At 49.8% G+C, this 21579-nt stretch carries 18 protein-coding genes and 2 tRNA genes; 17 read left to right on the top strand and 3 right to left on the bottom strand.

The window, feature by feature from the left end; translation table 11 throughout:
• The first annotated feature begins 8 nt into the window (after positions 1 to 8).
• Both carB and greA read left to right on the top strand, forming a co-directional pair.
• Complete coding sequence (gene carB, locus ACQUQM_RS17235) at positions 9 to 3215, top strand: carbamoyl-phosphate synthase large subunit (RefSeq protein WP_432471110.1); 3207 nt, start codon at positions 9 to 11, stop codon at positions 3213 to 3215.
• A 17-nt stretch (positions 3216 to 3232) separates the two neighbouring features.
• A complete protein-coding gene (greA, locus tag ACQUQM_RS17230; RefSeq protein WP_432471109.1) occupies positions 3233 to 3709 on the top strand; it encodes a transcription elongation factor GreA in 477 nt (158 codons plus the stop codon).
• 118 nt (positions 3710 to 3827) lie between these two features.
• Here greA and ACQUQM_RS17225 read toward each other — a convergent pair whose 3' ends face one another.
• Positions 3828 to 4130, bottom strand: a complete 303-nt coding sequence (locus ACQUQM_RS17225; RefSeq protein WP_432471108.1) for a YhbY family RNA-binding protein — start codon at positions 4128 to 4130, stop codon at positions 3828 to 3830.
• A 123-nt stretch (positions 4131 to 4253) separates the two neighbouring features.
• On the opposite strand from ACQUQM_RS17225, the gene rlmE reads away from it, so the two are divergent.
• From rlmE to pnp, 15 genes are all read left to right on the top strand, one after another.
• Positions 4254 to 4874, top strand: a complete 621-nt coding sequence (gene rlmE / locus ACQUQM_RS17220) for a 23S rRNA (uridine(2552)-2'-O)-methyltransferase RlmE (RefSeq protein ID WP_432471107.1) — start codon at positions 4254 to 4256, stop codon at positions 4872 to 4874.
• Positions 4875 to 4968: 94 nt separating this feature from the next.
• Positions 4969 to 6939, top strand: coding sequence for an ATP-dependent zinc metalloprotease FtsH (gene ftsH, locus ACQUQM_RS17215; RefSeq protein WP_432474842.1), 1971 nt, complete (start codon positions 4969 to 4971; stop codon positions 6937 to 6939).
• A 96-nt stretch (positions 6940 to 7035) separates the two neighbouring features.
• Complete coding sequence (gene folP / locus ACQUQM_RS17210) at positions 7036 to 7908, top strand: dihydropteroate synthase (protein WP_432471106.1); 873 nt, start codon at positions 7036 to 7038, stop codon at positions 7906 to 7908.
• A gap of 39 nt (positions 7909 to 7947) precedes the next feature.
• The gene (gene glmM / locus ACQUQM_RS17205; protein ID WP_432471105.1) at positions 7948 to 9285 is read left to right on the top strand and encodes a phosphoglucosamine mutase; all 1338 of its coding nucleotides are present in this window, start codon (positions 7948 to 7950) and stop codon (positions 9283 to 9285) included.
• Positions 9286 to 9377: 92 nt separating this feature from the next.
• Complete coding sequence (tpiA, locus tag ACQUQM_RS17200) at positions 9378 to 10142, top strand: triose-phosphate isomerase (RefSeq protein ID WP_432471104.1); 765 nt, start codon at positions 9378 to 9380, stop codon at positions 10140 to 10142.
• 12 nt (positions 10143 to 10154) lie between these two features.
• Positions 10155 to 10523 (top strand): preprotein translocase subunit SecG, encoded by a 369-nt coding sequence (secG, locus tag ACQUQM_RS17195; RefSeq protein ID WP_432471103.1) that lies wholly within the window; start codon positions 10155 to 10157, stop codon positions 10521 to 10523.
• A gap of 10 nt (positions 10524 to 10533) precedes the next feature.
• Positions 10534 to 10620: transfer RNA gene (locus ACQUQM_RS17190), tRNA-Leu, on the top strand.
• 210 nt (positions 10621 to 10830) lie between these two features.
• A tRNA-Met gene (locus ACQUQM_RS17185) sits at positions 10831 to 10907 on the top strand.
• A 294-nt stretch (positions 10908 to 11201) separates the two neighbouring features.
• Entirely contained in the window at positions 11202 to 11657 is a 456-nt protein-coding gene (rimP, locus tag ACQUQM_RS17180) for a ribosome maturation factor RimP (protein WP_432471102.1), read from the top strand.
• A gap of 39 nt (positions 11658 to 11696) precedes the next feature.
• A complete protein-coding gene (gene nusA, locus ACQUQM_RS17175) occupies positions 11697 to 13187 on the top strand; it encodes a transcription termination factor NusA (protein ID WP_432471101.1) in 1491 nt (496 codons plus the stop codon).
• 24 nt (positions 13188 to 13211) lie between these two features.
• Positions 13212 to 15749 carry a translation initiation factor IF-2 gene (infB, locus tag ACQUQM_RS17170; protein WP_432471100.1) on the top strand — a complete coding sequence of 846 codons (2538 nt, stop codon included), beginning with the start codon at positions 13212 to 13214 and terminating at the stop codon, positions 15747 to 15749.
• A gap of 19 nt (positions 15750 to 15768) precedes the next feature.
• On the top strand, positions 15769 to 16191 hold the full coding sequence (gene rbfA, locus ACQUQM_RS17165) for a 30S ribosome-binding factor RbfA (RefSeq protein WP_432471099.1): 423 nt from the start codon (positions 15769 to 15771) through the stop codon (positions 16189 to 16191).
• A 3-nt stretch (positions 16192 to 16194) separates the two neighbouring features.
• Positions 16195 to 17157, top strand: coding sequence for a tRNA pseudouridine(55) synthase TruB (gene truB, locus ACQUQM_RS17160; RefSeq protein ID WP_432471098.1), 963 nt, complete (start codon positions 16195 to 16197; stop codon positions 17155 to 17157).
• Positions 17158 to 17290: 133 nt separating this feature from the next.
• A complete protein-coding gene (gene rpsO / locus ACQUQM_RS17155; protein ID WP_432471097.1) occupies positions 17291 to 17560 on the top strand; it encodes a 30S ribosomal protein S15 in 270 nt (89 codons plus the stop codon).
• 225 nt (positions 17561 to 17785) lie between these two features.
• Entirely contained in the window at positions 17786 to 19891 is a 2106-nt protein-coding gene (pnp, locus tag ACQUQM_RS17150; RefSeq protein ID WP_432471096.1) for a polyribonucleotide nucleotidyltransferase, read from the top strand.
• Between the two features lie 112 nt (positions 19892 to 20003).
• Here pnp and ACQUQM_RS17145 read toward each other — a convergent pair whose 3' ends face one another.
• Together ACQUQM_RS17145 and ACQUQM_RS17140 are read right to left on the bottom strand one after the other, a co-directional pair.
• A complete protein-coding gene (locus ACQUQM_RS17145) occupies positions 20004 to 20354 on the bottom strand; it encodes a hypothetical protein (protein WP_432471095.1) in 351 nt (116 codons plus the stop codon).
• Between the two features lie 519 nt (positions 20355 to 20873).
• The gene (locus ACQUQM_RS17140; protein ID WP_432471094.1) at positions 20874 to 21545 is read right to left on the bottom strand and encodes a hypothetical protein; all 672 of its coding nucleotides are present in this window, start codon (positions 21543 to 21545) and stop codon (positions 20874 to 20876) included.
• Positions 21546 to 21579 lie beyond the last annotated feature (34 nt).

The following is a 21579-nucleotide window of genomic DNA, read 5'->3' as shown; positions in this document are numbered from 1 at the left end:
ATTTACACATGCCAAAACGTACGGACATACAAAGTATTCTGATCCTCGGTGCGGGGCCTATCGTTATCGGTCAGGCCTGTGAGTTTGACTACTCCGGTGCCCAGGCCTGTAAAGCCCTGCGTGAAGAGGGCTATCGCGTTATTCTGGTGAACTCTAATCCAGCAACCATTATGACCGATCCGGCAATGGCCGATTCCACTTATATCGAACCGATTCTGTGGAAAACTGTTGCCAAAATTATTGAAAAAGAGCGCCCGGATGCGCTGCTGCCGACTATGGGTGGTCAGACGGCATTGAACTGCGCACTGGATCTGGAGCGTGAAGGCGTACTGGAGCAGTTTGGCGTTGAGATGATCGGTGCCAACGCGGATACTATCGATAAAGCGGAAGACCGTGATCGTTTCGATAAGGCGATGAAGTCTATCGGTCTGGAGTGTCCGCGTGCGGCGATTGCCCACAGCCTTGAAGAGGCTCTGCAGGTGCAGGCTCAGTTGGGCTTCCCGAGCATTATCCGTCCATCCTTTACTATGGGTGGTACCGGTGGTGGTATCGCGTATAACAAAGAAGAATTTATCGAAATCTGTGAGCGTGGTCTGGATCTTTCTCCGACTAACGAGCTGTTGATCGATGAGTCACTGATCGGCTGGAAAGAATATGAGATGGAGGTTGTGCGTGACACTAACGACAACTGCATCATCATCTGTTCGATAGAAAACTTTGATGCCATGGGTGTTCATACCGGCGACTCGATCACTGTTGCCCCTGCTCAGACGCTGACTGATAAAGAGTATCAGTTTATGCGTGATGCCTCTTTGGCTGTATTGCGTGAAATTGGTGTAGAGACTGGTGGTTCTAACGTACAGTTCGGACAGTGTCCTGAGACCGGCCGGTTTGTCATTATTGAGATGAATCCGCGGGTATCCCGTTCCTCTGCATTGGCTTCTAAGGCAACCGGCTTCCCTATTGCTAAAGTCGCTGCAAAGCTGGCTGCAGGTTATACCCTGGATGAGCTGCAGAACGATATTACCGGCGGTGCCACGCCAGCTTCATTCGAGCCGGCAATCGACTATGTTGTTACAAAGATTCCTCGTTTCACCTTCGAGAAATTCCCGCAGGCAAATGACCGTCTTACTACGCAGATGAAATCTGTTGGTGAGGTCATGGCGATCGGCCGTACGCAGCAGGAATCCCTTCAGAAAGCGTTACGAGGTCTGGAAGTTGGTGCTACAGGTTTCGATCCTATTGTCGATCTGAGCAGCGAAGACGCGCGTTCCGATATCATCCATGAGATGAAGCAGCCAGGTGCTGAGCGTATCTGGTATGTGGGCGATGCTTTCCGTTTGGGCATGTCGATGGAAGAGCTGTACGAGCTATCGGGTATCGACCCATGGTTCCTTGTTCAGATTGAAGACCTTATTAAAGAAGAGCAGCGTGTGTCTGAGATGGCTCTGTCCGGGCTGGATAAAGATGCGTTGTTCCGTCTGAAGCGCAAAGGCTTCTCTGACGAACGTCTGGCAGCGCTGCTGGGTGTATCTGAGAAGCAGGTGCGTAAGCATCGTCATAAGCTGGATATTCGCCCTGTATTCAAGCGCGTTGATACTTGTGCGGCTGAATTCTCTACTGATACCGCTTATATGTACTCTACTTATGAAGAAGAGTGTGAAGCGAAGCCTTCAGACCGCGACAAGATTATGGTTATCGGTGGTGGTCCTAACCGTATCGGTCAGGGTATCGAATTTGATTACTGCTGTGTACATGCTGCTCTGGCTGCTCGTGAAGATGGTTATGAAACTATCATGGTTAACTGCAACCCTGAGACGGTTTCTACCGATTATGATACGTCTGATCGTCTCTACTTCGAGCCAATTACACTGGAAGATGTGCTGGAGATCGTCAATGTTGAACAGCCTAAAGGCGTTATCGTACAGTACGGCGGGCAGACTCCGCTGAAACTGGCGTTAGCGTTGGAACAGGCAGGTGTACCAATTATCGGTACCTCACCAGAGGCGATTGACCGTGCGGAAGACCGTGAGCAGTTCCAGCAGATGCTTAAGCGTCTGGGGCTGAAACAGCCGGAAAACGCGACTGTTCGCTCTCTCGAAGAAGCGGTTATCGAAGCTGAGAAACTGGGTTATCCATTGGTTGTGCGTCCATCCTATGTGCTGGGTGGTCGTGCCATGGAGATCGTCTACAAAGAGGCTGAACTGCGCCAGTATATGAATACTGCTGTTCAGGTGTCACATGACGCTCCGGTGCTGCTTGATCACTTCCTGAATGCGGCTGTAGAGATTGATATCGACGCGGTATGCGATGGCGAAACAGTTGTAATCGGTGCCATCATGCAGCACATCGAGCAGGCGGGTGTTCACTCCGGTGACTCTGCATGCTCCCTGCCTCCGTATAGTTTGCCGGCTGACGTGCAGGATGAGATGCGTGAGCAGGTGAAGAAGATGGCGCTGGAGCTGGGTGTTGTTGGTCTGATGAATACTCAGCTGGCTTATCAGGATGGCGAGATCTACGTCATCGAAGTTAACCCTCGGGCTTCTCGTACTGTGCCATTTGTATCAAAGTGTATCGGTGTTTCTCTGGCTAAGATCGGTGCTCAGGTGATGACTGGTAAGACTCTGAAAGAGATCGGCTTTACTGAAGAGATCGTACCTGAGATGTTTAACGTCAAGGAAGCGGTATTCCCATTCAATAAGTTCCAGGGTGTTGATCCGATCCTGTCGCCGGAGATGAAGTCTACCGGTGAGGTTATGGGTGTTGGTGATACCTTTGGCGAGGCCTTCATGAAGGCGCAGCTGGGTGCTGGCGAGCGGATGCCTGTGAAGGGTAAGGCGTTTATCTCTGTTCGCGAAGTGGATAAGCAGAGTGTCTTGCCTGTTGCCCGTGATCTGGTTGATCTTGGTTTTACTCTGGTTGCTACTCGTGGCACTGCAACCCTGCTGGAGCAGGAAGGTCTGCAGGTTGAACTGGTCAACAAGGTAATGGAAGGTCGTCCGAATATCGTTGATATGCTTAAGAACGATGAGATCGCCTACGTTATCAACACTACGGAAGGTCGCAAAGCAATTGCTGATTCTGCTGAGATTCGTCGTTCCGCGTTGCAGCATAAAGTGCCGTACAGTACTACGCTGGCAGGTGCTGATGCGATGACTATGGCGATGAAGTATGGTGAAGAAAAAGCCGTACGCCGTCTGCAAGATCTGCACTGAGTTGAGAAGATATTAAAATGCAAAAATTCCCTATGACCGTGAAGGGTGAAAAATCACTGCGTGATGAACTGGACGACCTGAAAACTGTCCAGCGTCCTACGGTGATCGCTTCTATTGCTGAAGCTCGAGAGCACGGAGATCTGAAAGAGAATGCTGAATACCACGCTGCGCGCGAGCAGCAGGGGTTTATCGAAGGGCGGATTCAGGAGCTGGAAGGTAAGCTTGGCTCCGCTCAGGTGATTGATGTTACGCAGATTCCACATACTGGTAAGGTTATCTTCGGTACTACGGTTGAGATCATCAACCTGGATACCGATGGTACTGTACGTTACCAGATCGTGGGAGATGACGAGGCAGATATCAAAAGTGGTAAAATCTCTATCAGTTCGCCAATTGCCCGGGCGCTTATCGGTAAGGAAGAGGGGGATGTGGTTGTAGTGCAGACTCCTGGCGGTGGTGTTGAGTATGAAGTTGATCAGGTACATCATATCTGATAGCTGCGAGCAAAAAAAACCGCCGATGGCGGTTTTTTTATAATATAAAGCTTGTACTCATAGTTGCCAGGTTCGTTTGACGGAACTTTTCTGGTGCTATGGATCTAACCTGAGGTGATTAGCGCAGCAGGTTAGATAGTTTTGGATTAGGCTTCTGTGCTGCACGATAGAGCAGGGCGACGTTGCCGATCTCTTGTACGATTACCGCTTCGACAATCTGGCTCATCTCCTGAATCAGTTGTTTCTTAATAGTGCGGTCGCCGACAGCGAACTTTACTTTGATCAGTTCGTGGTCTTCCAGGGCGCGATCGGCTTCCAGTAGAATGTTTTCACTAAGGCCGTTTCCGGCAATAGTGATGATCGGGTTCAGCTTGTGACCGATAGAACGGAACTGCTTCTTTTGCGTAGGGGTTAAGCTCATACTAAAATACTTAGCCTTTGAAATAGTGCGCGCCATAGGCCGCAGATAATAAGATAAATGTAATTTTACCTGAGTTACGCCATATAAAGTAGCGTTGGCTCATAATCTGAAGGGTGTCTTTAGGTGGCAAGATCAAAAAGCAGCGGGCGATGGTTGCAGGAACACTTTGATGATCAGTATGTCAAAAAAGCAAAAGAGCTTGGTTATCGCTCTCGTGCCAGTTTTAAGCTGGTCGAGCTGAATGAGAAGGATAAGCTGATTAAGCCGGGGATGACGCTGGTTGACCTTGGTGCAGCGCCTGGAGGATGGTCTCAGATAGCGGCTGAGCTGGTCGGGGATAATGGTCGGGTGGTGTCTTCTGATATATTGCCGATGGATCCTTTGCCCGGTGTTCAGTTCGTACAGGGGGACTTCACTGAAGAGTCGGTGTTGAACGAAATTCTCGAAACGCTTGGCGATCAGCTGGCAGACCTTGTAATTTCAGATATGGCCCCCAATATGAGTGGTATGAGTGCGGTTGATCAGCCCGCTGCTATGTATCTGGTTGAGCTGGCGTTGGATATGGCCCGTCAGGTATTACGTCCGGGTGGCGATTTTGTCGCTAAAGTTTTCCAGGGTGAAGGCTTTGATCAGTATATGAATGATGCACGTAATAGTTTTGACCGTGTGTATACCCGTAAGCCGGAATCGTCCCGGCCCAGATCCCGTGAGGTTTATCTGGTGGGTAGAAATTTCCGGCCATAATGTGGCCAATATAATCTAACTACTGTAGTTTTAGGCAGTTGGAATAACTGACTGACACAAATCTGAGCAAACAGAGGGTTTACCTTTGAACGATATGGCAAAGAATCTGGTCCTGTGGCTGGTAATAGCGGCAGTGTTGTTGACCGTATTCAATAATTTTAATGGCGAGACCAGTTCTCAGTCGCTGAACTATTCTGAGTTTATTTCAGAAGTTAAGAGTGATCGTGTCAGTAAAGTGATCATCGATGGCTATACCATTGAAGGTGTGCGTCTGAATGGCGAACGCTTCGAGACGGTTCGGCCTGCGCTGCAGGACCCTAAGCTGGTTGAAGATCTTTATAATCACAATGTAATCATCGAAGGTAAACAGCCTGAGAAACAGAGCGTCTGGACTCAGTTGCTGGTTGCCAGCTTCCCTATACTCATTATTCTGGCAATCTTCATGTTCTTTATGCGCCAGATGCAGGGCGGTGGTGGCGGTAAGGGCGGACCAATGTCCTTTGGTAAGTCAAAAGCCCGAATGATGGGGCAGGACCAGATTAAAACTACCTTTGATGACGTTGCTGGTGTTGAAGAAGCAAAGGAAGAGGTAAAAGAGCTGGTTGATTATCTCCGTGATCCCGGTAAATTTCAGCGTCTGGGTGGTCATATCCCCCGTGGCGTATTGATGTCGGGTAATCCGGGTACCGGTAAAACGTTGCTTGCCAAGGCGATCGCCGGTGAAGCCAAAGTACCTTTCTTTACTATTTCAGGCTCCGATTTCGTTGAGATGTTTGTCGGCGTTGGTGCATCCCGGGTTCGGGATATGTTCGAACAGGCGAAGAAGAATGCGCCTTGTATCATATTTATCGATGAGATTGATGCCGTGGGTCGTCACCGTGGTGTTGGCATGGGTGGCGGTAATGACGAGCGAGAGCAGACTCTGAACCAGTTGCTGGTTGAGATGGATGGTTTTGAAGGTACTGAAGGCGTGATCGTGATTGCTGCGACTAACCGGCCTGACGTTCTGGATCCGGCACTGTTGCGTCCAGGTCGATTTGACCGACAGGTGCATGTCGGTCTTCCTGACATTCGCGGTCGTGAGCAGATTCTTAAAGTACATATGCGAAAAGTACCACTCGGTGATGATGTTAAGCCGGATCTGATTGCCCGTGGTACTCCTGGTTTCTCTGGCGCAGACTTGGCTAACCTGGTTAACGAAGCAGCCCTGTTTGCTGCTCGTGCCACTAAGCGTACAGTGGGAATGGAGCAGTTTGAGAGGGCTAAAGACAAAATCATGATGGGCGCCGAGCGTAAATCGATGGTTATGTCCTATGAAGAGCGCTTGAATACGGCTTATCACGAATCGGGACATGCGATTGTCGGGCGTCTGATGCCCGAGCATGATCCGGTATATAAAGTTTCGATAATTCCTCGTGGCCGAGCTTTGGGTGTGACTATGTTTCTGCCGGAAGAGGATCGTTACAGCCACAGCCGTAAAATGCTGATTGCGAATATCTGCAGTCTGTATGGCGGTCGTATTGCTGAAGAGATGACGCTCGGCAAAGATGGTGTTACCACAGGCGCGTCTAATGATATTCAGCGGGCGACTAGTCTGGCGCGGAATATGGTGGCGCGTTGGGGCTTGAGTGATGAGCTGGGTCCACTGTTATATGATGATGAAGAACAGGATCCGTTTAACCGTGGTTATGGTCAGCCAAACAAGGGGATGTCGGAAGAAATCCAGCGTAAGATCGATGCCGAAACTCGTCGTATAATCGATGAGTGTTACGCTAAAGCGTATCAGATGCTGGAAGATAACCGGGATATCTTGGAAACGATGACTCAGGCTCTGATGAAATTTGAAACCATTGATAGTGCGCAGATCGATGAGTTGATGGACCGCAAGCCTGTTACTGTGCCAGATGGTTGGGATGAAAGCGAGAGTTCAGCTAAGCCTGAAGAGGCAAAAGCTAAACCAGAACAGTCTGACGAATCGCGTTCAGATGAGTCGCCTTCAGATGATTCTCGTTCAGGTGAGTCAGATGAACCAGGCGCGGATGCACCGGATCAGAATATACACTGAAACCAGGTTGTAATTGCTAGGATGTAATTGAAAACTAAAGGCTGGCCCCGGTGGCTGGCCTTTTTGCATTTATAACGTATCGTTGCTGGAGATGATATGGCGGGCCTTACTGCTTTTAAATTCGGCCAGAGAGTGTTGGATCTGACCCGGCCTCAGGTGATGGGGATTCTCAATGTGACGCCGGATTCATTTTCTGATGGCGGAAGTTTGTATCAGGCGCAGCGGCTTTCGGTGGATGGTGCCATAGCCCGGGCTGCAGAAATGGTGGCTAATGGAGCCAGTATTGTTGATATAGGGGGGGAATCAACCCGGCCCGGTGCATCACCGGTTTCTTTGCAGGAAGAGAAGGATCGTGTGCTTCCCGTCGTTGAGCGACTGAATGCTGAAGTCGATGTGGTTATTTCCGTCGATACAAGTTCTCCTGAGATAATTACTGAAGCAGCCAGTTTAGGCGCCGGGTTGATTAATGATGTGCGTGCGTTGAGCAAGCCGGGTGCTGTTGCGGCAGCGGCGGCAACAGGATTGCCGGTCTGTCTTATGCACATGAAAGGGAATCCTGCGACGATGCAGGATGCCCCAGAGTACGCTGATGTTCTTGACGAGGTGGCGGACTTCTTGCAGCAACGAACCCGCCTCTGCATGGATGCAGGGATCGCTCGGAATCAGATTCTGCTTGATCCCGGGTTTGGGTTTGGTAAGAGTCTGGAGCATAATCTGCGGTTGCTGAATCAACTGGACCAGTTGCATAGTTTAAATTTGCCATTGCTGCTGGGGACTTCCCGTAAGAGTATGATAGATCACGTGCTGAACCGGCCGGTGGATCAAAGGCTTGCCGGTGGATTGGCAACAGTTGCTATCGGGATGATGAAGCGGGCAGCAGTCTTTCGGGTGCATGATGTTAGAGAAACAGTGGACGTTGTACGGATGTGCGAAGCCGTAATGAATGAAGCTTTAGTGAATAAAGCTTGATCGCATGGATCTTTTTATGATGAAAAAACAGGAATCGTAATGAGTAAGCGTTATTTTGGTACAGATGGTATTCGCGGTAAGGTTGGTACAGCACCAATTACGCCTGACTTTATGCTTAAGTTGGGCTGGGCTGCAGGTAAGGTTTTTGCCCGCGAAGGGCGCAGTAAAATAATAATCGGAAAAGATACCCGTATTTCTGGCTATATGTTTGAGTCCGCCCTTGAGGCTGGCCTGGCTGCTGCAGGGGTTGATGTGCTATTGCTCGGGCCGATGCCAACGCCGGCAATCGCTTACCTGACCCGTACCTTCCATTGTAATGCTGGTATTGTTATCAGTGCCTCTCATAACCCGTTTTATGATAACGGCATCAAGTTTTTCTCCGAACAGGGTACTAAGCTGCCCGATGAAATTGAGCACGCGATAGAAGCTCAGATGGATATGGCGATGACCACGGTTGAATCCGCCGAGCTGGGCAAGGCTCGGCGAATTGATGATGCTGCCGGTCGCTATATCGAATTTTGTAAAGGTACGGTGTCCAGCGATATGAGCCTGCGTGGCATGAAGATCGCGGTCGATTGTGCCAATGGTGCGACCTATCATATAGCACCGAAAGTATTCGCAGAATTAGGCGCGGAGGTGATTGAGATTGCATCCTCGCCGGATGGAATAAACATCAATGAGGACTGCGGTGCAACCTCAACCAGGCTGCTGCAGAAAGTAGTAACCGCTGAACAGGCTGATCTGGGTATAGCTCTGGATGGTGATGGTGATCGGGTTATTATGGTCGATCACAAGGGGGAAGAGGTTGATGGTGATGAACTGTTGTTTATTATCGCCATGGAGCTGAAGCGCCAGGGCCGACTGCGTGGTGGGGTCGTCGGTACTTTGATGAGTAACTTTGGCCTTGAGCAAGGGTTTAAGCAGGCTGGTATACCGTTTATGCGGGCTAATGTTGGTGATCGTTATGTGATGGCGGGTCTGGCTGAAAAGGATTGGTATCTGGGTGGTGAGTCTTCCGGTCATCTGGTGTGTCGTCATCTGACTTCAACTGGCGATGGTGTTGTTGCGGCCTTGCAGGTATTGAAGGCGATGGCAGAAAATGATCTGTCTTTGCATGCTCTGAAGCTGGCGATGAATAAAATGCCGCAAACAATGATCAATGTCCGTCTGACTGAGAAGAAAGACGTGGTTGGTTTGCCTGAGGTGCAGGCTGCGATTGCAGATATTGAAAAGAGATTAGGCGATCGGGGGCGGGTCTTGTTGCGCCCTTCCGGGACTGAACCATTGGTTCGGGTTATGGTGGAAGGCGATGATGCCGATTGGGTTAGTGGATTGGCTCAGGACTTAGCGCAAACTGTCGAGAGCGTAATTAAATAAGTGCGGCTTATTTTGCTCTTAGGGGCTCAGTCTGCTTGTAACTTATTTTTAAACTGGGTACTATGTGCGCCGCTTTACTCAGAGAGAACTCCATGCGTAAGACGATAGTTGCCGGTAACTGGAAAATGAACGGTACCAGTGAGTCGATCAGAGACTTGCTGGCTGGATTGACTGCGGGCGCTAAAGATAGTGCTGGCGTCATTACGCTGGTATGTCCACCTGCGGTCTATATTTCACAGGTGAAACAGTGGCTTGGCTCTGCGCCGATCTCTGTAGGTGCGCAGAATGTATGCGAGCAGCCTAAAGGGGCATTTACTGGTGAAAATTCACTGGCGATGCTGCAGGATCTGGGTTGTGAATACGTAATTCTGGGGCACTCTGAACGCCGCAGTCTGTTTGGTGAGACCGATCTGTTAGTTGCAGAGAAGTTTGCTGCTGCGAAAGAGGCAGGTATAGTACCTGTTCTTTGTGTCGGTGAAACCCTGGGACAGCGCGAAGCCGGGCAGACAATCGAGGTGGTTGGTGCTCAGGTTGCTGCGGTTATTGATCGGGTTGGCATTAACGGTCTGAGCGATGCTGTTATCGCTTATGAGCCGGTTTGGGCAATTGGAACGGGTCTTACTGCGACACCAGAACAAGCCCAGGAAGTCCATGCTGCTATTCGTAAGCAGTTGGCGCAGAACGATGAAGTTATTGCTGAACAGCTATCGATCTTATATGGCGGTAGTATGAATGCTGGTAACGCGGCTGAGCTTCTGGCTCAAACTGATATTGATGGCGGCCTGATTGGTGGCGCATCATTAAAAGCTGATGAATTTTTGACAATCTGCGCAGCTGCTGCAGATAGTCGTAAGTAAGTGGAAAAATAGATGGAAACTCTGGTTCTTGCTATACACGTTTTGCTGGCTGCCGGTATCATTGCTCTGGTTTTGTTACAGCAGGGTAAAGGCGCTGAAGCTGGTGCTTCATTTGGTGCTGGTGCATCTCAGACAGTATTTGGTAGTCAGGGTAGTGGTTCCTTCCTGGGGCGGATGACTGCAGTCCTGGCAGTAGGCTTGTTTGTTACAAGTTTTGTCCTGGCGGTATTTGCTAAAGATAAAGCGACATCGGTCACTGATGCAGGCGTACCTGCGGCAGAGTTGATCGAAAGTGCTTCTAGTCAGGCTCAGGAAGAGTTGCCAGTGTTGGAAGAACAGTCATTACCTGCGGGTGATGCTGACGTACCTCCAGCAGAGTAATAAAGTTTTTGCCGAAGTGGTGGAATTGGTAGACACGCCATCTTGAGGGGGTGGTGACCTAATGGTCGTGCGGGTTCAAGTCCCGCCTTCGGCACCATATTTAAAAAGCGTCCTGTCAGGGCGCTTTTTTTATTCCTTGATGGGGCTTTGTCCCACGTTGATCAGCAGTAGCTGGCGTTGCTGTACAGTCCAATTGATCGCTGTTACTGGCCGGTTAGTATCTCCGGGATGTTATTGGTACTAATTCAAAGTTCGGCAGTCATTGTATTGCTGGCAAGGTGAGAGTATAATTCTCGCCGAATTCTGATGCGGGGTGGAGCAGCCTGGTAGCTCGTCGGGCTCATAACCCGAAGGTCGTCAGTTCAAATCTGGCCCCCGCTACCACTTTTCAGAAGTTCAAGAGTAATAAGAACGTACTCTTTCAGGTATATAAAAAGACAGCTTCGGGTTGAGTTTTTTATAACCGCCGGGGAAGGTTGTCAGTTAAGTCTGACCCCCGCTACCAATTTCAGTCAGCTGTCATGTTTTATAGGCAGGCTTGAGATTGTCGATCAAGAAGTACGTTGATTGGCCCCTTTTTAGGGGCTTTTTCGTACTTGCGGCCTGGTAAGGCTGTATGTGGAAATGGGTCTTTGACCCATTTTTTGTTTGCAGAGCAAGCGTATTTAGAGGTTTTGCGTGTCAGCAAAAATGAATCAGTTACAAGAGTTGATTGAGCCTTCAGTGGTAGCACTGGGTTATCAGTTCTGGGGCTTTGAGATGTTGTCTCAAGGACGCCATAGCATGTTGCGTATCTATATCGATGCCGAAGCCGGGATCGATGTTGAAGATTGTGCCAAAGTAAGCCGTCAGGTAAGCGGTGTGCTGGATGTAGAAGATCCTATCAGTGGTGAGTACACCCTTGAAGTTTCCTCTCCGGGAATGGATCGTCCGTTGTTCACACTCGAGCAGTATAAAGCTTATGTTGGTCATGTTGTACAGCTTAAGCTGCGCATGCCGTTTGATGGGCGTCGCAATTTTAAAGGCGTGCTCAGCGGTATTGAAGATGAAGATATTGTATTGATCGTGGATCAGGATGAATACCTGTTGCCTATCGATCATATCGAGAAGGCAAACATTGTTCCTCAGTTCTGAGAGCATAAAAAGAATTGAATTTTTAGGTTGGGGCAGTTGATGAATAAAGAAATTCTACTGGTTGCAGAAGCGGTTTCTAACGAGAAAGATGTCTCTAAAGAGGTGATCTTTGAGGCGATTGAATTGGCGCTGGCAACCGCGACCAAGAAACGTTACGACGAAGATGCAGAAATTCGTGTCGTAATCGACCGTGAAACAGGAGGCTATGAAACTTATCGTAGCTGGAATGTTGTCAGCAATGAAGAAGTGCCACTGTTGGGTACTGAGCTGACCATGCAGGAAGCTGAAGAGATCGATACCAGCCTGCAGCCGGGCGATGTTCACGAAGAGCAGGTTGAGTCGGTTAAGTTCGGGCGTATTGCTGCACAAACTGCGAAGCAGGTAATTGTACAGAAAGTACGTGAAGCTGAACGCGCTAAAGTTGTCGCTTTGTATAGTGATCGCCTGGGTGAGCTGATCTCTGGTTCAGTTAAGAAAGTGACCCGCGATAATATTATTGTTGATCTGGGTAATAATGCCGAAGCGGTTTTGCCGCGCGATCAGTTGTTACCGCGTGAGACATTCCGTATGGGTGATCGTATCCGTGCGGTACTGTTAGAAATTCGTACAGAGGGTCGCGGACCGCAGCTTATTTTGAGCCGTTCCTGCTCAGAAATGCTGGTCGAGCTGTTCCATATCGAAGTTCCGGAGATCTCTGAAGAGGTTATCGATATCCGTGCCGCAGCCCGGGATCCTGGTTCCCGCGCTAAGATCGCTGTTAAAACCAACGATGGTCGTATAGATCCTGTTGGCGCCTGCGTGGGTATGCGTGGTGCCCGAGTGCAGGCTGTTTCCAATGAGCTTGGTGGCGAGCGTGTTGATATCATTCTGTGGGATGACAATCCGGCGCAGCTGGTTATCAATGCGATGTCTCCTGCTGAAGTGGCTTCTATCGTTGTTGATGAAGAAACCCGTTCGATGGATGTTGCTGTCGCTCAGGAAAATCTGGCGATGGCGATTGGTCGTAGCGGTCAGAATGTTCGTCTGGCGTCTGAATTGACTGGTTGGAAGCTCAATGTCATGACTGAAGACGAAGCGACTGAGAAACAGCAGTCCGAAGCCGGTTCAATTCTGGAAGTTTTTGTTAAGCACCTTGATGTTGACGACGATGTCGCAGAGGTACTGGTTGACGAAGGCTTTACCTCTCTGGAAGAGGTTGCATACGTACCTGTAGACGAGATGCTGGAAATTGAAGGTTTTGACGAAGATATCGTTGAAGAGCTACGCACTCGTGCTAAAGATGCTCTGCTAAATCTTGCAATTGCGGATGAAGAAGTACTGGACAACGCAGAGCCTGCACAAGATCTGCTGGAAATGGACGGTATGGAACGTCACCTGGCATTTGTTCTTGCCAGCAAAGGCATTGTAACGATGGAAGATCTGGCTGAGCAGGGTGTTGATGACCTGCTGGATATTGAAGAGCTTGATGAAAAGAAAGCCGCTGAATTAATTATGACTGCTCGCGCACCATGGTTTGCGGACGAAGAGTAAGGTCAACGGAGGAGAATAACCCAGATGGCAGAAGTCACAGTAAAACAGCTTGCCGAAGTAGTTGGCGTTCCCGTTGATCGTTTGCTTTCGCAGATGAAGGAAGCCGGCATTTCAGGTAAGAACACAAGCGCTTCCGTAAGCGAAGATGAGCGTCAGAAATTGCTGGATCACCTGAAGCGTAGCCACGGTGAAAAAGCAGCAGGCGAGCCGAAGAAAATTACGCTGAAGCGTAAGACCACCAGTCAGATTAAAGTTGCTGGTGCTTCCGGCAAGAAAATGATCAACGTAGAAGTACGTAAAAAACGTACCTACGTTAAGCGCGATGAAGCGGATAATACAAAACAGCAGGATGATGCTGTTCGTACGGCTGAGAAGGACGAGCGCTCACGTCGTGATTCCGACCTGGAAGCTGCTCAGACAAAGCAGCGTGAAGAGACACGTTTAAAGGCTGAAGCCGAAGCTAAAGCAAAAGCTAAACGTGATGCTGCACCGGCTGCGAAGCCTAAAGCACCAGCACGGCCTGGTGCCGCGAAGCCTGCTGCTAAAGCTAAGCCAGCGGGGGCACCATCGGGCGCTAAGCCTGCAGGTGCGCCTGCGGCGGCTAAACCTGCAGCTGATAAGGCTAAGCGTGAGAAGAATTTCCGTAGCCAGGATAAGCCAGCTGCGGGCCGCGGTAACAAGAAACTATCTCGCAAGGGTGGTGGTCGTGACGGTGGTAATCGCCGTGGCGGTAAGCCTTCCCGTAAGCCGGTAATGACCAGTGCTACAACTCAGGCATTCGAGAAGCCAACTGCTCCGGTAATTCATGAAGTTGCGATTCCTGAGTCGATTACGGTTGCTGAACTGGCCAAGAAAATGTCGGTTAAGGCTGCGGACCTGATTAAAGTGATGTTTAAGATGGGTGCTATGGCAACTATCAACTCCGTCATCGATCAGGATACTGCAACACTGGTAGTTGAAGAGATGGGTCATACTGCAGTACCTATGCAGGAAAACACTGTTGAAGATCAGCTGATCGAAAGCGCCGGTAGTGAAGATGTTGTTGGTGAGCAGGTTGGTCGTGCACCGGTTGTTACTGTAATGGGTCACGTTGACCACGGTAAAACATCGCTGCTCGATTATATTCGTGAAACCCGTGTTGCTTCCGGTGAATCCGGTGGTATTACGCAGCATATCGGTGCTTATCATGTTGAAACCGGTCACGGTATGGTCAGCTTCCTTGATACGCCGGGACACGCAGCCTTTACGGCGATGCGTGCGCGTGGTGCACAGCTGACAGATATCGTTATCCTGGTTGTTGCCGCGGATGATGGTGTAATGCCGCAGACCGAAGAAGCAGTGAACCATGCTCGCTCAGCGGGAGTGCCTCTGGTAATCGCTGTCAACAAGATCGATAAAGAAGAAGCCGATCCTGATCGTGTTAAAAACGAGCTGGCACAGCGTGATGTAATCCCTGAGGATTGGGGTGGCGATGTACAGTTTGTCAATGTCTCAGCTAAAACCGGCGAAGGTGTAGACGCATTGCTTGATGCAGTGCTGCTGCAGGCCGAGTTGTTGGAGCTGACCGCTGTACCTGAATCTCCAGGTAAGGGTGTTGTTGTAGAATCCCGTCTTGATAAAGGCCGCGGTCCGGTTGCAACGCTGTTGGTTCAGAACGGTACCCTGAATCAGGGTGATATTGTTCTGGCTGGTCTGCAGTATGGTCGAGTTCGTGCCATGCTGGATGAGAACGGTAAGCCGGTTAAGAATGCTGGTCCTTCTATCCCGGTTGAGATCCTGGGGCTGGATGGAACGCCAGGTGCGGGTGATGAGTTCACTGTAGTCTCTAACGAGAAGAAGGCACGTGAAGTTGCCTTGTTCCGTCAGGGTAAATACCGTGAGGTTAAACTACAGCGTCAGCAGCAGGCGAAGCTGGAGAACCTGTTTGAGAACATGCAGGCCGGCGATGTTAAGACACTTAACATTATCCTGAAGACCGACGTACGTGGTTCACTTGAAGCGTTGATAGGTTCTCTGGGCGACCTGAGCACCGATGAAGTTAAGGTTAATATCGTATCCGGTGGTGTGGGTGGTATCGCAGAAACCGATGCTAACCTGGCACTGGCTTCCAGCTCTATCATGATCGGCTTTAATGTCCGGGCTGATGCTCAGGCGCGTGCGATCGTTGAGCGTGAAGAGATTGAACTGCGTTATTACAGCGTTATCTACGACATCATCGATGATGTGAAGATGGCGATGACGGGTCTGTTGTCTCCTGAGTTCAAAGAAGAGATTGTTGGTATTGCTGAAGTACGTGATGTCTTCCGTGCACCTAAGATCGGTGCGGTTGCCGGTTGTATGGTGACTGAAGGTACTGTGTTCCGTAACAAACGTATCCGGGTACTGCGTGAAAACGTGGTTATCTATGAAGGTGAGCTGGAATCTCTGCGTCGCTTTAAAGACAATGTCGCTGAAGTTCGCCAGGGTATGGAATGTGGTATCGGCGTGAAGAACTACAACGATGTTAAAGTCGGCGACCAGATCGAAGTCTTCGACACTGTTGAAGTTAAGCGAACGTTGTAAGCGGTAATTACGAGATATCATGGCAAGAGAATTCAGTCGTACACAACGAATAGCTGACCAGGTCCAGAAGGACCTGGCCCAGCTGGTTCAGCGTGAAATTAAAGATCCTCGCCTCGGTATGGTCACTATCAGCTATGTAAAAATAGCTAAAGATCTCGGCTATGCCGATGTCTACGTGACTGTTATGGCGATGGGTAAACAAGATGATCAGGCCGGTGCTATTAAAGAATCCCTTAAGGTTCTTAATAGCGCGGCAGGCTTCCTGCGGGGGCAGTTATCGAAGAAAGTAAAGTTACGGGTTATGCCGCAACTTCGTTTTCATTTCGATGAGAGCGTTGATCGGGGTCGTCGTCTCAATGACCTGATCTTCAAAGCTACCCGGGAAGATCAGGGGCGCGGGCCTGAAGACGGTGCTGCTACTGATCCGCAAGACGGAGAATAACCATTGGCTAGACGGGCAAAAGGCCGGTCGGTCAACGGTATCTTCCTACTCGATAAGCCGGGTGGGATATCGTCGAACCGGGCACTGCAAATAGTTAAACGAATCTATGGTGCTGCTAAAGCAGGTCATACCGGTGCGTTGGATCCACTGGCTACCGGTATGTTGCCGCTATGCTTTGGCGAAGCCACCAAGTTTTCTCAATTTCTGTTGGACGCTGATAAGCGCTACCTGACCACGGCTAAGCTGGGGCAGCGTACCGATACCAGTGATGCTGACGGGCAGGTTGTTGAAGAGCGTCCAGTACCGGACGATCTCAGTCTGGAGCAGATCGATCAGCTGCTGCAAAGTCAGTTTACCGGCCTGATCACTCAGGTCCCATCCATGTTTTCTGCCCTAAAGCATAATGGTCAGCCGCTGTATAAGCTGGCGCGCCAGGGTATCGAAGTTGAAGTTAAGAGTCGCCAGATCACGGTTTACGAGATTCAGGTGCTGGATTTCCGTGGTGACGAGGTAGACCTTGATATTCGCTGCAGTAAAGGTACCTATATCCGCTCGATAGTGCAGGATATGGGCGAAATGCTCGGTTGCGGAGCCCATGTGCAGATGCTGCGCCGCCTCGATTCGGGGCCTTACAAAGCAGAAGCGATGATGCCTCTTGCTGATCTTGAGCAACTTGTCGCCGATATGGGTAGTGAGGCGAGTCCTGAAAGCATACAAATGCGTCTGGATGAGTTATTATTGCCGCCCTGGAGTCCTGTTGAATCCGCACCTGAATTGTTGCTGGATGAAGCACAGACCCGGACACTCTGCTTTGGTCAGAGTGTAGTGCTGGACTTTTCACCTGGTGAGTGTCCTGCACAGCCGTTGGTGCGTATCATTGATGCGGCCAGTGAGCGGTTTCTCGGCATTGGTGAGATCAGTGAAAGTGGGCAGTTGCTGCCACGTCGCCTGATGAGTACCCAATAACCGGATATTGAATTTGCTGGTGTGGCTTAGGCGGCACCGGCAATCTGACGTTGTACTGAAAATATGCTCGGTCCAACGCGACTTTAAATACCACCACTAAGTGGTGTGCATATTCATATTAGGAGTTTTAAAAATGGCATTATCTGCTGAAAAGAAAGCTGAGATCGTTGCTGACTATGCTCAGAGCGAAGGCGACACTGGTTCTCCGGAAGTACAGGTTGCTCTGTTGACTCACAACATCGTTGGTCTGCAGTCTCACTTCAAGGGTCACATCCACGACCACCATTCCCGTCGCGGTCTGATCCGTATGGTAAACCAGCGTCGTAAGCTGCTGGACTACCTGAAGAAGAAAAACGTTACCCGTTACGTAGAGCTGATTGCTCGTCTGGGTCTGCGTCGCTAAGATAATGTTCCGGGGTCATCTTTGATGACCCCGGTTCTTTTTATAAGCTCGAAAAAAAACCGAGGTCTGTAAAACGTTAAACATCAACCAGCCTGTACTCTGGTGAGCTTTGGTAAGTTTAATACACGAATTCGACAGAAGAGTTCAGCAGAGTACTGGCTAAAAGAGGCCGATGTTGCGTGATACAGGTATTTTTTTGTTTTGCATTAAGTAAGGAATTACATCGTGCCACAAGCAATTACTAAAACATTTCAGTTCGGTAAACATGAAGTAACTCTGGAAACCGGACGCGTTGCTCGCCAGGCAACTGGTGCTGTACTGGTTACTATGGCTGGTGTACAGGTTCTGTGTACCGTCGTAGGCGCTAAAAAAGGCCGTCCAGGTCAGGACTTTTTCCCGCTGTCTGTACACTACCAGCAGAAGTACTACTCAGTCGGTCGTATCCCGGGTGGTTTCTTCAAGCGTGAAGCGCGTCCTTCTGAGAAGGAAACACTGACTTCTCGTCTGATCGATCGCCCGATCCGCCCTCTGTTCCCGAAAGGTTACATGAACGAAGTACAGGTTATCTGTACCGTAATGTCTGCTGATAAGGTGAATGATCCGGATATCGCAGCAATGATCGGTACTTCTGCTGCACTGTCTATCTCCGGTATCCCGTTCCAGGGTCCTATCGGTGGCGCACGTGTTGGTTACACCGAAGAGCAGGGTTACTTCCTGAACCCAACGTTTGAAGAGCTGGAAGGCTCCATGCTGGACATGGTTGTTGCCGGTACCTCCGATGCGGTTCTGATGGTTGAATCTGAAGCTCAGGAGCTGTCTGAAGACGAGATGCTGGGTGCGGTTGTTTATGCTCACGAAGAGATGCAGGTAGTGATCAATGCGATCAACGAACTGACTGCTGAAGCGGGCAAAGAGAAGTGGGAGTGGAATCCTGCTGAGAAGAACGAAGCGCTGATCGAACAGGTTCGTGGTGTCGCGGGCGCAGGTATCGCTGATGCTTACCAGACTGCTGATAAGATGCAGCGTCAGGCTGCTCTGAGCGCTCTGAAGACGCAAGCCGCCGAAGAATTGTGTGGCGAAGAAGAAGGCCAGCCTTCTGCGGATGAAGTTTCCGGTATCTTCAGCTCACTGGAAAAAGAAATTGTACGTGGTCGTATCGTTGATGGTCAGCCACGTATCGACGGCCGTGACGGCAAGACTGTCCGTCCAATCGAAGTTGAGATCGACGTACTGACCGGTACTCACGGTTCTTCTCTGTTTACCCGTGGTGAAACTCAGTCTGTTGTGACTTGTACTCTGGGTACAGCACGTGATCAGCAGATCATCGATGCGCTGGAAGGCGAGCGTCGTGATCCATTCATGCTGCACTACAACTTCCCTCCATACTCTGTTGGTGAAGCGGGTCGTATGATGTCTGCTGGCCGTCGTGAGATTGGTCATGGTCGTCTGGCGCGTCGTGGTGTTGCTGCGGTTCTGCCGACACAGGAAGAGTTCCCGTACACTATCCGTGTTGTTTCCGAGATCACTGAATCTAACGGTTCCAGCTCTATGGCTTCCGTATGTGGTGCTTCCCTGTCTATGATGGATGCGGGTGTACCTCTGAAGGCACCAGTTGCTGGTATCGCGATGGGTCTGGTTAAAGAAGGCGAGCGTTTCGCTGTACTGACCGATATCCTGGGTGACGAAGATCATCTGGGTGACATGGACTTTAAAGTTGCCGGTACTGAAGCAGGTATTACTGCGTTGCAGATGGATATCAAGATCACTGGTATTACCGAAGAGATCATGGATATCGCACTTGAGCAAGCGTACGAAGCACGTGCTCACATCCTGAAAGAGATGGCGAAGGTTATCGGTTATGCTCGTCCAGAGCTGCCGGACAATGCGCCTGCAATGACCCTTATCGAGATCAACCCTGAGAAGATCCGTGATGTCATCGGTAAAGGTGGTGCAACTATCCGTGCACTGACTGAAGAGACCGGTGCAACTATCGATATCGAAGATACTGGTCTGGTACGTATCTACGCAGCTGATAAGGCTGCGGCTAAGCTGGCAACAGATCGCGTTAAAGAGATCACTGCTGAAGCTGAAGTAGGTAAGATCTACGAAGGTAAGGTTGTACGTCTGGAAGAGTTTGGTGCATTCATCAATATCCTGCCGGGTAAAGATGGTCTGGTTCACATTTCACAGATCGCTAACAAGCGTATCGAGAAAGTGACCGATTACATCAAGATGGATGACGTCCTGAAAGTTAAGGTTCTGGATGTTGATCCTCGTGGTCGTATTAAGCTGACCATGCGTGATCTGGAGCAGGACGAGTCAGTAGAATAAGACTCACTTAACTGCCAGGCCATCATTGATGGTTAACTAAAAAAACCCGCATTTGCGGGTTTTTTTGTTTCTGTGACCCGGCTCGTACGGCCGTAGGCTTAATTTAAGGATGTTAGCCAGCCACTCGTTTGATCGGTGGTGGCGTCTCAGCCGCGCACTGCAGTGTTGTTATTGTGCTCATATAGCTTGCTAATAGCCTGCCGGTAATGCAACTGAAACAGTTGTTGCCGCGGCGGGCGCAAAGGCTGGTAGCGCAGGCTGTCAGCAGTAGTTCGTGGGCGGTTTGCTGCTGTACTTTCTGGCTGTCCGAACAGAGCTCTGATAGCGTTACAGTGCCGTCTTCAATCAATGTTGCGACAGCGGAGTCGCGCCATTCGGCGATAGTATTACCGGACAGGCTGCTAACAAGTGTGATTACCGGTTTTTCTCTCTCCAGCCAGGCGTTTATGGTCAGCGCAGACATAGCAGAGTTCCTTCTGTTTAATGATAATGATTCTCATTATCTATTTTTATCAAGTTAAATCAACCCTGAACTAGTGTGGGAATTATCCAGGTGATGAGTGCTGATTAGTTTTTATGCATTCGCTGAAAGCCCTTTAACTAGTGGCTTTTAGTGGGTTATCCAATAGTTATTCACAGCATTTTCAAGCTATATCTGTGGGTAGATTAAAAGGCAGTGGCTAGATTGAGGCTTCGCCTCTGGCTAAAACGGAGCCTTTGGCCCCTGCTAGTTGCTAGAAAAAACATGAAAGCCTTCTTTACGGATATTGGTGGGTAGTCGGGGGGAGGAGGGGTTTAAGGCTGACAGGTTAAGCCTATAAGCCGTGTAAGCTACTCTTGTGTTTTGATATTAAAAAACCGCCTGATGGCGGTTTTTGTTTTTTCTAGCCACTAGCAGGAAGGTTTACCTTCCGTTCTGTCAAGCAAAGCTCTGCTTTGCATCTAGCTAGCATCGCTTGCGATGCGGTCTGCCCTTTTCGGATTATGCTTCTTCGCGCATAACGCAGTACAGGCGGAAACCATAGATGCTATAGAGGCAGTTAAGGAATGCGAAAACGATATCCAGCAGGCCGCGAATCAGCATGGATTCAATGCCAACGCTGGCGAGTAGCCATTCGATCATGAGGTTCGCACCGACCAGAATCGCAAACAGCATCGCCAGGCCGTTAAGCAGGTGCCAGAAGTAAGGCTGGGTATCATCCCAGCTGTCTTTCAGGGCGTCAGTCGGGCCTGATTTCTGGATTACACAGTGGTACTCGGCAAATGCCCAGCGCACCATGACGTAGATACCCGGAACAAAAAACAGGAACAGGCCGATAACTATGCCGACGGCGCTGACAAGCTTTGTTAGGAATAGTGGTCCCCAGCGTGTCAGGCCGATTTTTAATGCTGCGCCAAGAGTGATCGGATCGTCATTTACAACCGACTCAAGATAAGCGATGGTCGCCCCTGCATACAGGGGTAAAAAGATCAGGCTGGTCAGATAGAACATCATGATTGAGCCGTTCATCTGTGGGTTTTCAGCGTCGACCGATTGCATCGCTGTCATACTGATCAGGCTGATCAGTATGATAAATGGCAGCTGAATCTTCATGATCGGCTGCAGGTTTGCACGGAAGAAAAACCAGGTTTGTTTAAGATAGGTGAGGGCCATCCCCAACTCCTCAGAAATTATTGATTTACAGTGA

The organism is Amphritea sp. HPY, assembly GCF_050870985.1.
In the GTDB taxonomy this organism is placed as follows: Bacteria; Pseudomonadota; Gammaproteobacteria; order Pseudomonadales; family Balneatricaceae; genus Amphritea.
Note: the sequence above shows the minus strand (reverse complement) of the source record. Positions and strands in the feature narration are given on the sequence as shown.

Excerpts from the sequence above, each read along its gene's own strand:
- carB (WP_432471110.1), top strand. The coding sequence starts at position 9 with ATGCCAAAACGTACGGACATACAAAGTATTCTGATCCTCGGTGCGGGG.
- greA (WP_432471109.1), top strand. The coding sequence starts at position 3,233 with ATGCAAAAATTCCCTATGACCGTGAAGGGTGAAAAATCACTGCGTGAT.
- ACQUQM_RS17225 (WP_432471108.1), bottom strand. The coding sequence starts at position 4,130 with ATGAGCTTAACCCCTACGCAAAAGAAGCAGTTCCGTTCTATCGGTCAC.
- ftsH (WP_432474842.1), top strand. The coding sequence starts at position 4,969 with ATGGCAAAGAATCTGGTCCTGTGGCTGGTAATAGCGGCAGTGTTGTTG.
- folP (WP_432471106.1), top strand. The coding sequence starts at position 7,036 with ATGGCGGGCCTTACTGCTTTTAAATTCGGCCAGAGAGTGTTGGATCTG.
- glmM (WP_432471105.1), top strand. The coding sequence starts at position 7,948 with ATGAGTAAGCGTTATTTTGGTACAGATGGTATTCGCGGTAAGGTTGGT.
- tpiA (WP_432471104.1), top strand. The coding sequence starts at position 9,378 with ATGCGTAAGACGATAGTTGCCGGTAACTGGAAAATGAACGGTACCAGT.
- secG (WP_432471103.1), top strand. The coding sequence starts at position 10,155 with ATGGAAACTCTGGTTCTTGCTATACACGTTTTGCTGGCTGCCGGTATC.
- nusA (WP_432471101.1), top strand. The coding sequence starts at position 11,697 with ATGAATAAAGAAATTCTACTGGTTGCAGAAGCGGTTTCTAACGAGAAA.
- infB (WP_432471100.1), top strand. The coding sequence starts at position 13,212 with ATGGCAGAAGTCACAGTAAAACAGCTTGCCGAAGTAGTTGGCGTTCCC.
- rbfA (WP_432471099.1), top strand. The coding sequence starts at position 15,769 with ATGGCAAGAGAATTCAGTCGTACACAACGAATAGCTGACCAGGTCCAG.
- rpsO (WP_432471097.1), top strand. The coding sequence starts at position 17,291 with ATGGCATTATCTGCTGAAAAGAAAGCTGAGATCGTTGCTGACTATGCT.
- ACQUQM_RS17145 (WP_432471095.1), bottom strand. The coding sequence starts at position 20,354 with ATGTCTGCGCTGACCATAAACGCCTGGCTGGAGAGAGAAAAACCGGTA.
- ACQUQM_RS17140 (WP_432471094.1), bottom strand. The coding sequence starts at position 21,545 with ATGGCCCTCACCTATCTTAAACAAACCTGGTTTTTCTTCCGTGCAAAC.